The following is a 13,924-nucleotide window of genomic DNA, read 5'->3' on the forward strand; positions in this document are numbered from 1 at the left end:
CATGCTATCGCCCACCGCGCGCACGGGAGGTGTTCGACGGGAAGTTGCTCCGAACGTCGCGCCCCGCGGGCCTGGCTGCCGCACGGGCCGGTACCGCCGCGGGTGAACGGCGGTGGTCGGGCCCGCCAGCACCGCCACCGCTCGCACCCGCCCCCCACCGGTGACCGGGCGCGCGAGGGGCACCCGGTCGGGTGACCCGTGGGCAGGGGCTCGGCGCACCCCCATGACCGCTGAGTCCCTGCCCGCCCCCCGGGTCACCTGGCAGAACCCTCGCAGCGGCGACTACCGAAACGGGATCGGTGGACTACTCACCGGCGGACGAGCGCGTCCGCGAGCGCCGACGCGTCGTGGCTCATCGCGACCACGGTGCGCACCGTGGTGTAGCCCAGCTCGCCGTTGACCCGGAGCATGTGGGTGTTGTCGCTGTTGGTGGAGGTCTGGACCCGCTCGATGCCGGGGTGGTCGGCCAGCAGCCACCGGACCTGCTCGGCCTTGATCCACCGGCCGAGCCCGCGGCCGCGGTGGCGGGCCCGCACCGCCGTGTCGCCCTGGTAGCACCGGTCCGGCCGGTGCGGGTACACCGCCACCTCGGTCAGCCCGGCCACCTCGCCGGTCGCCTCGTGCACGGCCACCACGACCCGCTGCTCGGCGCCCTGCTCCCGCAGCTCGGCCTCCGCCGCCCGCACCCGCTCCACCGTCCACGCCGGCGGCCGGAACCCCGACTCGCCCAGCGGCGCGTCGTGGATGGCGCAGCGGGCGGCGGCGTAGGACCCGACGAGGTCGTCCGGCGCCCGCCCCAGCCACCGCCGCGCCCGGTAGCCGGCCGGCACCGGGACGTCCCACCGCGCGCGGTCCGCCCCGGCGACCAGCAGCGCCTGCACCGCCACGGACCGCACCGGCCGGAACCCCAGCGCGGTCGTCCAGCACCGGCCGGGCCCCCGCGCGGGCACCCAGCCCTCCACCGCCCGCCGACCGCGCGCCAGCACCCCGGGCAGCAGCTCGCGCAGCACGGCCGTGCCGACGCCCTGCCCGCGCGCGGCCCCCGCCACCATGACCTCGACCAGCGCCAGGTCGGTGTTCTCGGTCTCCGGGCAGGACACCGCGGCCAGGCCGACGACCCGACCGCGCCGCCGCGCGACCCAGTGCGCCATCGCACCCGCACCGGGCATGGGCGTGATCAGCTGCCCGGCGGCCTGCTCGCGGGTCAGCGGCGGCTCGTCCGGCCGCTCCTCGGCCCACGACTCGGCCATCACCGCGTGGCACGCGGTCAGCTCCGCCTCCCCGGCCCGTCCCGGGTCGAACGGCTCCACCGTGAAGCCACCCACCGCGACACCCACCCCTGCGCTGCCCACCACCGGGCACCCCCTTCCCGTTCCCCCTCGACCGGCCCGCCGGACCCCGGCGCGGCGCAGCCGACGACCAGCAGAGCGATCACCGCCAGCCCGAAGGCCGGCAGGTTCAGCACGACCCCGATCGCCACGTGCAGGGCGGTGCCCAGCACCAGGGCCGCCCGGCGCGCCGCCGGACCGCCCAGCACGGTGACCGCGAGCACGAGCTGCGCGGCGATCACCGCCCACGTGGCCAGTGCCATCAGCCAGTACGAGCCCAGGACCGGCCCGAGGGCGTCGCGCACCGACGCCGACGCCCCGTAGTCCGGGTCGTGGAGCACCAGGTGCAGCGCGGTACCCCGGCGCCACTCCGGGTCGCCGAGCTTCGACACCGCCGCGGCCAGGTACATCAGGCAGAGCTGCACCCGGATCCCGAGCAGCCCGGCCAGCGCGGCGCCGCGCCAGTGGGGCGGCAGCGGGCCGCGCACCGCGCCCCACTGCCACACCCGGTCGTCACCCAGGCACAGCGGCACCAGCAGTGCGGTGGCCACCTGGGTGACCCGGTCACCGCCGTTCGTGGCGGTCGCGTCCGCCGCGAAGCTGAACGCCACGTACCAGTGCGGCACGCACGTCCACCGCGGGCGGAACCCGACGAGCACCGCGACCAGCACCACCACCGCGACGGCCCGGGCCAGCACCGCGCCCGGGCCCGCGGTGCCGGTGAGGCACCACAGGCCCGGGGCGCGGACGCCGTCGCAGTCCCAGGTCACCGTGCTGTGGAACAGGACCCGGTCCGAGTTGGCGGCGAGCACCGCCAACTGCGCCGCCGCCAGGGCGCTGCGCCCGAAGGCGAGCGGCAGGCCCCGCGGGTCGTGGTGCTCGGCGGCGCGGCCGATGCGCGCCAGCACCCGGTCGACCCGGTTCACGACGGGCCTCCCGCGGCCGCCCGGTGCACCACAGGCGCACCACGGCGGTCCGGTGCGCGTGGCACGCCGGTGCGGACTGGTCGCACCGGCACCCGCCTCACGCCGTGCACCGCAACTCCACCACGGCGATCCGGTACACGTGGCGCGGCGGCGCGGGCAGGTGCCCGACCGTCGGCGGCGTCACCCGCTCGACGGCCACGGCCACCCGCCCGCACAGCCCCGCACCCGGCAGCGGGTTCTCCACCCGGTAGGGGTGCGCGAAGTCCGGCTGGAACTGGCACCGCCCGTCGACCAGTTGGCCGCAGCGCTGCCAGTACCGGTCAGGCACCTCGAAGGCGACGCGCCTGACCTCGACCAGCCGCGACTCGCCCGCCCGCCCCAGGCCGCCGACCTCGTCGGTCCAGCGGACGCGTTCGTGCGCCCTGGTGAGCAGGCCGTCGTCGCCGACCCGGTAGGCGACGACGACGTCCCGCCCCAGCCCGGTGAAGAACGTCCACCTCTGCGGCCACAGCACGCGGTAGGCGTCCAGCTTCCGCACCGCCGTCCCCGGCAGGAGCCCCACGTCGAACTCGGCCGCGCACGCCATGGCGAAGGTGCTCAGCAGCACCGTGGCCGTGACGAGGAAACCGCGGACCGCCCGAGCGCGCGCGTCGCTCCCGCCGCCCTTGCCGTCACCAGGTCGCCGGCGCCCACCCCCGTCGATCCGATGTCGCCCGCGGCCGCCGAGCCGCCGCTGGGCCGGACTTCCCGGCGGTCGCACGGACCCGTTCCCGCGTCGGCCCGCTCACCAGCGGATGGTCCCGGGCGACGGCGCGTCGAGGACGACTTCGTTCTGCCGGCCGACCCCCTCGTCCGGCGCCCCGGTCGGCGACTCGCCGGTCAGCACCGCACCGATCAGCAGTGCGGCGGACAGCATCAACCCAATGGTGAATGATCGCATCGTTCCCCCCGGTTCGAGCGATGATCCCGGCTGCACCCCCATGCAGCGGGTAATACCAACCTTAACCCGGTGCGCCACACGCGCACCACTTCACGTGGGAACCACGGACCCGCAGGTCACCCCGGTCCCCGGCCGCGGGCGAACCACCCACCACGGCCACGGGCGGACCGCCGTTCGCGGCCGCCCGGTCCCATTCGGCCCGACCTCAATCCGGTCAGGTCCGCCCAGCCCGGTCCAACCCGGCCCGATCCCGCCCCCCGGCGGCCTCGGTCAGCGGCGGATCGCTCCCGGTGGCGGGGCGTCGGCCACGAGCGCACCGGCCGACCACGCGGCGGGCAGCGCCGAGCCCACGACGAACTCCATGACGAGTGATCGCATCGTTCCCCCCGGTTCGAGCGATGATCCCGGCTGCGCCCCCACGCAGCGGGTGACGCTAACTTTAGCGGGGTGCGCTACTCGCGCACTACTCGTCGCCTACTCACGGGAAACCCGTGCGGCAGCAGGGGGTGGACGAGGTGCGGCGGGCGGTTGAGGTCGTAAGGTGGCGGTCGGTGGAATTCCTGGTCCTCGGGCCCCTCGAAGTGCGGTCGTCCGGCGAAGTGGTGCGCATACCCGGCGTGCGCCAGCGACGGCTGCTGGCCCTGCTGCTGCTCAACGCCAACCGCGTCGTGCCGGTCGACCGGTTGGTCGACGAACTGTGGGACGAGCCGCCCTCGTCGGTGCGCCAGCAGGTGCACAACGCGGTGACCGGCCTGCGCAAGACGCTCGCCGCGGTGCCCGGCGACCACGCCCTGGTGCGGACGGACGTGGGCTACCGGCTCGACCTGCCCGCGGGGTCGCTGGACGCCGACCGCTTCCACGCCCTGGTCCGCGACGCCGGGCGGGCCGAGGCCGGGGGCCGGCCGGCGGAGGCCGTGCGGCTGCTGGGCGCGGCGCTGGAGCTGTGGCGGGGTGACGCGCTGGCGGGCGTGGGCGGTCGGGCGATCGCGAACGCGGCGGCGAGCCTGGACGAGCAGCGGCTGACCGCCGTGGAAACCCTGATGTCGCTGCGGCTCGGCCTGGGCGAGGCCGCTTCCGTCGTCGCCGACCTGCGCGGGCTGGTGGCCGACCACCCGCTGCGGGAGTCCCTGCGCGGGTCGCTGATGCTGGCCCTGCACCGCAGCGGGCGGCAGGCCGAGGCCCTGGCCGCCTACGAGGAGGGCCGGCGGCTGCTGGCCGACGAGCTGGGCCTGGACCCGGGTGCCGAGCTGCGGGAGCTGCACGCGGCAATCCTCGACGGCAGCGTCGCCGGCCCGCCGCGCCCGCCGGCGGGTGAGCGGACCGCGTTCGACCGGACGGCGCTCGACCGGACGGCGCTCGACCGGACGGCGCTCGACCGGACGGCGCCGAACCAGGCCGCACCCGACCAGCCCGCACCCGACCGGGCCGCACCCGACCGGGCCGCACTCGACCAGCCCGCACTCGACCGGGCCGCACTCGACCGGGCCGCGTTCGAGCGGGCCGCACTCGAACGAGCCGCACTGCACCGGGTCGCACCGGACCGGACCGCGCCGGAGCCGCCCCCGGTCCCCGGCGCCACCCCGCCACCCACCGCGGCGGCACCCGGCGGCGCGCGCTCCCCCGCCGAACCCTCCCCGAAGTCCTACCTGCCGCACGACACCGCCGACTTCTCCGGCCGCTCGGCCGAGCTGGTCCGCCTGCTCGCCGAGACCCGCGACGCCCTGCCGACCGCCCTGGTCATCTCCGCGATCGACGGCATGGGCGGGGTCGGCAAGACGACCCTGGCCGTGCACCTGGCCCACCGCATCGCCGAGGACTACCCCGACGGCCAGTACTTCATCGACCTGCACGGCTTCAGCCCCGGCGTGGACCCGCTCACCCCCGCCCAGGCCCTGGACGCGCTGCTGCGGGACAGCGGCGTGCCACCGGAGCTGGTGCCCTCCGGCGTGGAGGGGCGCAGCGCCCTGTGGCGGTCGCACCTGGCGGGCAGGCGGGCGCTGCTGATCCTGGACAACGCCGTCGACGCCGCGCACGTGCGGCCGCTGCTGCCCGGGACGGCGGGCGTGCTGGTGCTGGTCACCAGCAGGCGCAAGCTCACCGCGCTCGACGGCGCCGTGCCGATGCCCCTGGACGTGCTGCCGCCCGACGACGCGGTCGCGCTGTTCACCCGCGTGGTGGGCGCGTCGCGGGTGGCGGGCCAGCGCAAGGCGGTGGTCAGGGCGGTGGAGCTGTGCGGCAGGCTGCCGCTGGCCATCCGGATCGCCGCGGCGCGCCTGCGGGACCGGACCACGTGGACGGTCGCCGACCTGGTGGACCGCCTGGGCGACCAGACCCGCCGCCGGCAGTTCCTCCAGGTCGACGACCGCAGCGTGATGTCGGTGATCGGGCTGTCCTACCGCTACCTGCCCGCGTCGCGGCAGCGGCTGTTCCGGCTGCTCAGCCTCCACCCGGGCACGGACTTCGACGCCTACACCGCCGCCGCGCTGGCCGGCTGCTCGCTGGACCAGGCCGAGTACGACCTGGACGCGCTGTTCGACGACAACCTGCTCAAGCAGAACACCACCGGGCGCTTCTACTTCCACGACCTGGTGCGGGACTGCGCGCACCAGATCCTCGCCGACGCCGAGGGCGAGGACCAGCGCCGGGCGGCGCTGCACCGCCTGTTCGACTACTACCTCTACGCCGCGCACCTGTGGTCGTCGGACCTGGACAACCGCGTCCACCCCCGGCCGCCCGAGGTGGACCGGCCGCCGGCGCACGTGCGACCGGCCTCCTCGGCCAACCACGCCGTGGAGATCCTGGGCGTCGAGCACCGCAACCTGCTGGCCGTGGCCCGCTACACCGCGGCGCACGGCTGGCACCGGCACGCCTGGCAGTTCGCCTGCGCGCTCCAGCCGATGCTGCGGATGCGCAACTACGGCGAGGGGTCGTTCGAGCTGTTCGAGGGCGGGCTGCGGGCCGCCCGGGAGGCCGGGAGCCGCCGCGGCGAGTCGGCGTGCCTGCACGGGCTGGCCGTGGTGTGCCGGGAGCGCCGGTCGGCCGACGAGGCCAGGCGGTACCTGCGGCAGGCGCTGGAGATCGCCGCGGAGCTGGGCGACCGCGACGCCGAGTCGGCCCAGCTCGACGAGCTGGGCGGGCTGTACCTGGTCGAGGACCGCCTGACCGAGGCCCTGGAGGCGTTCCGCACGGCCGAGGCGCTGACCGCGCACGCGCCCCACACGCTGCTGCACGCGTCGGTCACCAACAGCCTCGGCCTCGTCCACCGCGACCTGGGGCAGTACGACGAGGCGCTGACCTACCTGGGCCGCGCGCTGGTCATGGCGTCGCGCAGCAGCTTCCCCCACGCCGGGCCGCTGACGTCGTGGAGCATCGCCGCCGTGCACCACTACCAGGGCAGGCACGAGGAGGCGGTGCGCGAGTTCGAGGGAATCCTGCGCACCAGCCAGGAGAGCGGTTTCGAGCTGGGCGAGGCATGGGCGCTGCTGGGCCTGTGCACGGCGCGGCGGTGCCTGGGCGATCTGGTCGAGTCCCTGGACCTGGGGCGGCGCTCGCTGGCGCTGGCCCGCAAGCTCGACCTGCCGCGGCTGGAGTGCGAGGTGCTGGACGCGATCGGTGAGGTCACCGTGGCGCTGGCCGACCTGGACCAGGCGCACAAGGTGTTCGCGCAGGCGGAGGAGCAGTCCAGGCGGTGCGGCGCCCGGCGCTACGAGGCCCGCGCGGCGGAGGGCTTCGCGCACGTGGCGCTGGCGCGCGGTGACCGGGCCGAGGCGCGGCGGCACTGGGAACGCGCCCTGGACCTGTACCCGGACGGCGTGGCCGACGCCGAGTACGCCAGGCGCCACCTGCTGGCCCCGGACGGCGAGGCGACGACGTGCTTCCGGTGCGCGATCGCCCGGCCGGTGGGGTGAGCACCGGCTCGGGTGTCGGCGGGGTCGTCGAGGTCCTGGAGTTGTCGTCGGACGCGCTGGGCGTCGGTGTCGCGGCCTTGTTCCCGGTACAGCTCCAGCGCCTCCCGCCACGCCGCACGGGCCTCCCGGTGCTGCCCCGAGGCGGCGTGGGGGTGCCCCACGCGGTCTGGGGTGCTCGCGATCTCGTAGGTGTGGCCGAGGGCGCGGAACAGGGCGAGGGCCTGCCGGTAGTGGTCGAGGGCCGGCCGGTGTTGACCGGTGCGGTGGGCGACGAAGCCGAGGCTGTCCAGGGTGGCCGCCTCACCGTCGCGGTCGTGGTGGCGCCGGTGCGGGGCGAGGGCGGCGCGGCAGTGGTCGCGGGCGGTGTCGAACTCGCCCAGGCGCGCGGCGTACCAGCCCACCGCGTTGAGCGTGTCGGCTTCCCACTCCGGGTGGTCGAGGGCGCGGTGGAGGCCGAGGGCGCGCCGGGCGTGCTCCAGGGCCCGCCGGTCGTCCCCCTGCCGTTCCCACGCGACTGCGAGCAACTCGTGGGTGTGCGCCCGTTGGGCCGGGTCGCGGTGGCGCACGGCCAGGGCCAGGGCCCGGTCCAGGTGTCCGACGGCCTCGGCGTGCCGGCCCAGCCGGGAGCAGGCGTAGCCGACGAACCGGTGGGCGCGGATGCGGGTGGCGGGGTCGCGCAGGCGGGCGGCGGCGTCCAGCGCGGCCTGCCACGAGGCGAGCGCGTCGCGCAGGTGCCCCCGCCGGGTGTGGAAGGTCTCCAACGCCCAGGCGAGGCTCCAGACGACCCGGTGCCGACCGAGCACGGCGGCGGTGCGCTGGGTGGCCAGGAGGGTGGCGTGCTCGGCCTCCAGCCAGGCCGCCGCGGCGGCGACGTCGGGCAGCGGGTGCGGGTGGACGCCGGGCGCGGGCGGATCGGGGCGCGGCAGGTCGCGGTGGGGGTTGAGGAGGCGGTCGGCGGCGTGGGCGGTGCGCAGGTGGAAGTCGATCACTCGGGCCAGGGCGGCCTCCCGCCGCACCGCCGGGCAGGGGTGTGGTGGCGGCGTAGTGGCGGACCAGGTCGTGCATCGCGTACCGGCCGTGCGGGCGTCGTTCGACCAGCGATGCCCCTTCCAGCGCCGACAGCGCCCTGCGCGCGCGGGCCTCGGGCAGGCCGGTGAGGGCCACCACGGCGGGCAGGGTGGTGTCCGGACCGGGTGCGACGCCCAGCAGCCCGAACGCGGTGCGCTGGGCATCGGTGAGCCGGCGCAGGGACCAGGACAGCACGGCGGGCAGGCCGGCGGCCGGGTTGGTGTCGTGGTCGAGCACCTCCAGGCCCAGTTCACGCAGCTCGGCGGCTGTCTCGGCCAGGGCGGTGGTGGCGGCGTTGTCCAGCACGACCAGCATCCGCCTGCCCGCGACCAGGGTCCGGTACAGCGCGGCCTGCGCGTCCAGGTCGGTCGGGGTCGACGCCGAGGGCGTCGAGGAACCCGCGCACCGCCGTCCCGGCCGCCACCGGCTCACCCGCGGGGCTGAACCCCCGCAGGTCGACGAACAGCTGCCCGTCGGGGAACCGGTCCAGCCGGCGGTGCGCCCACGCCAGGACCAACCAGGTCTTGCCGATCCCCCGGCCCCACCGATCGCCGAAATCGACACCGCCGCACCCGCGACGGCCGGGTCGGCGGCGGCCAGGCCGCGGCGGGCAGTTGCCGCGGCACCACCGACGAGGGAGGAGGTGGCGGTGCCGCGTGCAGGTGCACGTCACCGTGCACGACACCGGCCTGCACCAACCCGCCCACTGCACCGGACGCGGTGTTGGCCACGTCGGTGCGCCTGGGGTCGGGCTGTTCCGGCTCGGGCGCCACCACCGGAGGACACCTCCCCGGTCCGGTCGAGGACTGACGAGCCGAGCGTCCCACCGCACCGCCGGTGCGCCGGACGGCGTCAGCGGAACTCACCCGACCGATCGACGGCCCGACCGCCGGTGCGACCGCGCCCACCCGGCGTGGGCGCGGTCCAACGTCACACCGGGTCGACGGCCTTGCCGCGCCCGATCGTGAAGGCACCGGCCACCGCCGTCACCGAGAGCACCGCCGCGAGCAGCAGCGCCGTGTGCAGGCCGCCCATCTCGGCGCTCGTGGCGGACTCGCCGGACGCGGCCAGGCCCGCCGCCCGCGCGCTCATCACGCTCACCAGCAGCGCGACGCCCGCGGCGGCGGCCAGCTGCTGGGTGGTGCTGAAGATCGCGCTGCCGTGCGAGTACAGCCGGGACGGGAGGGCGCCCAGGCCGGCGGAGAACAGCGGGGTGAACGAGAACGCCAGGCCCAGGCTCAGCACCAGGTGGAACACCAGCACCAGCGCGGCGGGCGTCGCCGCGTCGAAGCCGGTGGCGAACCAGAGCGACGCGCTGGTCGCGACCGTGCCGACGACCAGCAGCAGGCGCGGGCCCACCCGGTCGTAGAGCCTGCCGACGAACGGCGACAGCAGGCCCATCAGCAGGCCGCCCGGCAGCAGGAGCAGGCCGGTGGCCAGCGGGTCGATCGCCAGGACGTTCTGGGTGTAGATCGGCAGGATGGTGGCGACGCCGAGCAGCAGGCCCATCATGACCATCATCAGGACGCTGGTCAGCGTGAACGTGCGGAAGGCGAACGTCCGCAGGTCCAGCAGGGCGCGTTCGCGGCGCTGCAGCCACACCTGGCGGAGCACGAACGCCGCGATGCCCGCGACGCCCACCGCGAGCGCCCCCCACAGCACGACCGAGCCACCGCCGCCGCTGTGCCCGATGCTCGACAGGCCGTAGACCAGGCCGCCGAAGCCGAACACGGACAGCACCACCGACAGCACGTCGATCGGCGCGCTGCTCGACTCGCCGATGCTCGTCACCCGGCGCACGCCCACCAGCAGCATCGCCACCGAGATCGGCAGCACCACCCAGAACATGGCGCGCCAGCCGAACAGGTCGAGCACCACGCCCGACACCGTGGGCCCGATGGCGGGTGCCACGGAGATGACGATCGAGATGTTGCCCATCACGGCGCCGCGGCGGGCCGGCGGCACCAGCGTCATCACGGTCGTCATCAGCAGCGGCAGCATGATCGCCGTGCCGCACGCCTGCACCACGCGCGCCGCGAGCAGCACCTCGAAGCCCGGTGCCAGCGCCGCGATCAGCGTGCCCGCGCTGAACAGGCTCATCGCCAGGCCGTAGAGCACCTGCGTGCGCACCCGCTGGATGAGGTAGCCGGTGACCGGGATCACCACCGACATGGTCAGCAGGAACCCGGCGGTGAGCCACTGCCCCACGGCCGCCGTCACGTCCAGCTCGGTCAGCAGCACCGGGAGCGCGACGCCCATGATCGTCTCGTTGAGGATGACGACGAACGTGGCCACGAGCAGCACGCCGATCACGGCGCGATCGGCGCGGCTGAGCGCGGGTGGCGCCGTCGCGGCGTCGGACACACGTGCGGAAGTCATGCGGGATCCCCCAGGGAAACAAAGCGGGCGACAGAGCCCTGATCACCCCCAACCCTACCGGCGCGCGGGGAATTCCCGTGACGCATTTCCCGTCGGGGCAACCGGGGCCGCGGTGGGCACGGGCGCCGGTTGGGGCCGGGGTTGGAGTTGGGCCGGAGCCGGGATGGCGCGAGCAGCGGCGGCAGGCAGGCAGCAGCGGGGGCGGCGGGCGGCAGCGGCAGGCAGCGGCAGGCAGGCAGCGGGCAGGCAGGCAGCGGCGGCGGGCGGCGGCGGCAGGCAGCGGGAGGCAGGAAGCGGCGGCGGGCGGGAGGCGGCGGGCGGCAGGCGGGCTGCGGCAGGCGGGCGGCAAGCAGGCGGCAAGCAGGCGGGAGGGCGGCAGGCAGCGGCGGGTACCGGCCGGCGTCAGCCGGCGCCGGCGCGAACCGCTCACACCACCCGCTCGTTCCCCCCGTCCACCGGCACCTGCGCCCCCGTGGTGCAGGCGAAGGTCTCCGAGCACATCTCCGCCACCAACCGCCCCACCGCGGCACTGGTCACCTCGGCCCCCAGCAGGTTGCGCCGCTTGTAGGCGTCCACGCTCACCCCGTAGTGCGCGGCCCGCTGGGCGAGCACCTCGGCGGTCCACAACCCGGTGTCGAACACCGCGTCGGGGTGCACCGAGTTGACCCGGATGCCGTCACCCGCCCACTCCAGCGCCGCGACCCTCGCCAACTGCGTCACCGCCGCCTTCGACGCCGAGTACGCCGCCGCACCCGGCCCGGGCGCGGGCACGTTCTTGGACGCCACGACCACCACCCGCCCACCGCGCGGCGCGCACTTCAGCAGCGGGTGGGCCACCCGGAGCAGGGTGGCGACGGAGTCGGCGTTGACCGCCATCGTGCGCTGCCACGCCGCCGCGTCCAGCTCGGCGATCGGCGTGTTGCCCGGGAACACCCCGGCCGACGCGACGAGCACGTCCAGCCCGCCGAACCGCTCGACCCCGCGGGCGACCGCCTCCTCCACCGCCGCCGCGTCGGTGACGTCCACCCGCAGCCCCAGGTAGTCGGTGCTGCTCGTGGTCGGCGTCAGGTCCAGGCCGACCACGGCCGCGCCCCTGGCCCGCAACGCCTCCGCGCAGGCCCGGCCGATGCCGGACGCGGCACCGGTGACCAGCGCGACCTCGCCGGTGAACTCGGCCGGCGCGCCCGCCAACCGCAGCTTGGCCTGCTCCAGCTCCCAGTACTCCATGTCGAACAGGTCGCCCGCCGGCAGCGCCCGGTAGCCGCCCAGCGCCTCGGCGCGCTCGATGATGTCGGCGGTGTGCGCGTAGATGTCCCGGGCGATGTCCGCGTCCTTGGCCCGCCTGCCCGCGGTGAGCATGCCCAGCTCCGGGTCGAGCACCACGCGGGGCGCCGGGTCGAGCATGGTCAGCCCGGGTCGCGCGTGCTCCTCGAAGTACCGGCGGTAGTCGGCCGCGTAGCCGGCGACGTCCCGGCCGACCAGCGGCACCCGCTTGGTGCGGATCACGTGGTCGGGGGTCGCCGGGCCGCGGCCGGCCACGTCGGCGAGGTCCGGCCTGGCCACGAACGCCGCGGTGGCGGGGTCGGTGTGCCTGCTGACGATCACCGGGTGCCCCGCCGCCGACGAGATCTCCCGGCGCAGCGCGGCCAGCTCGCGGTGGTCGGCCCTCGGCAGGGGCGGCGCCGGCCGCCGCGCGGGCCGGTGCCGCGCCAGGAAGGTCTCGGCGGCGTCGACCAACTCGACGTGCCGGGCGTACGCCTGCTCGGTGTCCTCGCCGAAGGTGAACAGGCCGTGGTTCATCAGGACCACGCCGACCGTCCGCTCCCCGGCGTGCCGCGCGAACAGCTCCGCGCACCGGCGGGCCAGGGCGAACCCGGGCATCACGTACGGCACCACCACGACCCGGTCGCCGAAGACCTCCTCGACCCGCGGCCGGTTCAGGTTGGTCAGCGTGATCACGGCGTCGGCGTGGCTGTGCAGCACGGCGGGGTGCGGCAGCGCCGCGTGCAGCAGCGTCTCCACGCTCGGGTCGGGCGCGCCCGCGTCGAGCAGGGCGCAGCGCAGCTCGTTCATCATCCGGTGGTCCGGCAGGTCGGGCACGGTCAGCAGCTCGCGCAGCCGGTCCAGCCGCAGCGGCGCGAAGCCCGCTCGCTCGATGCTCGCCAGGTCCCAGCCGCTGCCCTTGACGTGCAGCACCTCCACGGCGCGGCCGGTCACGTCCTCGACCGCGGTCTTGACCGACGTGTTGCCGCCGCCGTGCAGGACCAGGTCGGGTTCGCGGCCGAGCAGGCGCGAGCCGTACACGCAGGCGTCGAGGGGGTCGGTATGCGTTTCAGCCCACCGGTTTTCCACAGATGATCCGCTCGTCGGTGATGATCGCCGTGACCAGGTCGGCCGGCGTGACGTCGAAGGCGTAGTTCAGCGCGGCGGTCGGGCGGTCACCCACGACCTCGGCCGGGTCGCGGACCTCGATCTCCACCCGGGCGCCGTCGGGGGTGGCCGGGTCGATGGTCGACTCGGGCGCCGCGACCACGAACGGCACGCCCGCCCGCGCGGCGGCCAGGGCCAGCGGGTACGTGCCGATCTTGTTGACCACGTCGCCGTTGGCCGCGATCCGGTCCGCGCCGACCACGACCGCGTCGGCCAGGCCGCGGGCGATCACGGTCGGCCCGGCCGAGTCGACCACGACGGTGTGCGCGACGCCCATGCGGGCCAGCTCCCACGCGGTCAGCCGGCTGCCCTGGAGCAGCGGCCGGGTCTCGTCCACGTAGACGTGCCCCAGCGCGCCGCTGTCCCGCAACGCCCGGACCACCCCGAGGGCGGTGCCCCACTCGACGCAGGCGAGCGCGCCCGCGTTGCAGTGGGTCTGCACGTTGACCGGCCCGCCGCCGAGCCGGTCGACCAGCCAGCGCGCGCCCCGGAACCCCAGCTCGCGGTTGCGGCGGACGTCGTCCTCCAGCACGTGCACGGCCTCGGCCACCACGGCGTCCAGGCCCTCGCCGAGCCGCGCCAGCACCCGGTCCACGCCCCAGGCGAGGTTGACCGCGGTCGGTCGGGCGGAGCGCAGCCGCGCCGCCTCCGCGCGGACGTCGCCGCCGTTGCGCGCGGCCAGGGCGACCCCGAGCGCGCCGGCCACGCCCAGCGCGGGCGCGCCGCGGACGGCCAACCGCCGGATGGCGTCGACGAGCTGGTCGACCGCGTCGATCCGGAGGGTGGTGAGCACGTCCGGCAACCGGGTCTGGTCGATCGCGATGATCCGGCCGTCCACCCAGTCGATCGTCCGCATGGGGCCAGTGTGCCCGGTCTTGAGGGGGTGCGGACGCCCGTCCGCCGGTCCCGGTCTTCCCGGTCAGCCCCGGTGGTCGCGCGACGCAC

The 13,924-nt window shown here is 75.9% G+C and carries 8 protein-coding genes and 1 pseudogene; 1 reads left to right on the forward strand and 8 read right to left on the reverse strand.

What is annotated here, in order from left to right; genetic code table 11:
- Positions 1-308: 308 nt before the first annotated feature.
- The 4 genes from EKG83_RS31565 to EKG83_RS49230 all read right to left on the reverse strand — a co-directional run bounded on the left by EKG83_RS31565 (position 309) and on the right by EKG83_RS49230 (position 3,170).
- Positions 309-1,325 (reverse strand): GNAT family N-acetyltransferase, encoded by a 1,017-nt coding sequence (locus EKG83_RS31565; protein WP_153278570.1) that lies wholly within the window; start codon positions 1,323-1,325, stop codon positions 309-311.
- Positions 1,268-2,254, reverse strand: coding sequence for a hypothetical protein (locus tag EKG83_RS31570; RefSeq protein WP_033429280.1), 987 nt, complete (start codon positions 2,252-2,254; stop codon positions 1,268-1,270). Before EKG83_RS31570 ends, EKG83_RS31565 begins: the two co-directional genes overlap by 58 nt.
- A gap of 97 nt (positions 2,255-2,351) precedes the next feature.
- Positions 2,352-2,861 carry a hypothetical protein gene (locus tag EKG83_RS31575; protein ID WP_033429279.1) on the reverse strand — a complete coding sequence of 170 codons (510 nt, stop codon included), beginning with the start codon at positions 2,859-2,861 and terminating at the stop codon, positions 2,352-2,354.
- Between the two features lie 177 nt (positions 2,862-3,038).
- On the reverse strand, positions 3,039-3,170 hold the full coding sequence (locus tag EKG83_RS49230; RefSeq protein ID WP_265590293.1) for a hypothetical protein: 132 nt from the start codon (positions 3,168-3,170) through the stop codon (positions 3,039-3,041).
- A gap of 575 nt (positions 3,171-3,745) precedes the next feature.
- On the opposite strand from EKG83_RS49230, the gene EKG83_RS31580 reads away from it, so the two are divergent.
- Positions 3,746-7,102, forward strand: coding sequence for an AfsR/SARP family transcriptional regulator (locus EKG83_RS31580; RefSeq protein ID WP_153278571.1), 3,357 nt, complete (start codon positions 3,746-3,748; stop codon positions 7,100-7,102).
- Between the two features lie 260 nt (positions 7,103-7,362).
- Here EKG83_RS31580 and EKG83_RS48500 read toward each other — a convergent pair.
- The 4 genes and pseudogenes from EKG83_RS48500 to mtnA form a co-directional block, all read right to left on the reverse strand.
- Positions 7,363-8,334: pseudogene (locus EKG83_RS48500) on the reverse strand (tetratricopeptide repeat protein); the annotation flags it as partial.
- Between the two features lie 766 nt (positions 8,335-9,100).
- Positions 9,101-10,549 (reverse strand): DHA2 family efflux MFS transporter permease subunit, encoded by a 1,449-nt coding sequence (locus EKG83_RS31590; protein WP_033429276.1) that lies wholly within the window; start codon positions 10,547-10,549, stop codon positions 9,101-9,103.
- Positions 10,550-10,975: 426 nt separating this feature from the next.
- A complete protein-coding gene (locus EKG83_RS31595; protein WP_248782356.1) occupies positions 10,976-12,853 on the reverse strand; it encodes a bifunctional aldolase/short-chain dehydrogenase in 1,878 nt (625 codons plus the stop codon).
- A 28-nt stretch (positions 12,854-12,881) separates the two neighbouring features.
- On the reverse strand, positions 12,882-13,835 hold the full coding sequence (gene mtnA, locus EKG83_RS31600) for an S-methyl-5-thioribose-1-phosphate isomerase (RefSeq protein WP_033429274.1): 954 nt from the start codon (positions 13,833-13,835) through the stop codon (positions 12,882-12,884).
- Positions 13,836-13,924: the final 89 nt, after the last annotated feature.

The organism is Saccharothrix syringae (genome assembly GCF_009498035.1).
Taxonomy (GTDB): Bacteria; Actinomycetota; Actinomycetes; order Mycobacteriales; family Pseudonocardiaceae; genus Actinosynnema; species Actinosynnema syringae.

What these genes read in the sequence shown, in the direction of transcription:
- EKG83_RS31590 (WP_033429276.1), bottom strand. Translation starts at nt 10,549, where the DNA reads ATGACTTCCGCACGTGTGTCCGACGCCGCGACGGCGCCACCCGCGCTC.
- mtnA (WP_033429274.1), bottom strand. Translation starts at nt 13,835, where the DNA reads ATGCGGACGATCGACTGGGTGGACGGCCGGATCATCGCGATCGACCAG.
- EKG83_RS49230 (WP_265590293.1), bottom strand. Translation starts at nt 3,170, where the DNA reads ATGCTGTCCGCCGCACTGCTGATCGGTGCGGTGCTGACCGGCGAGTCG.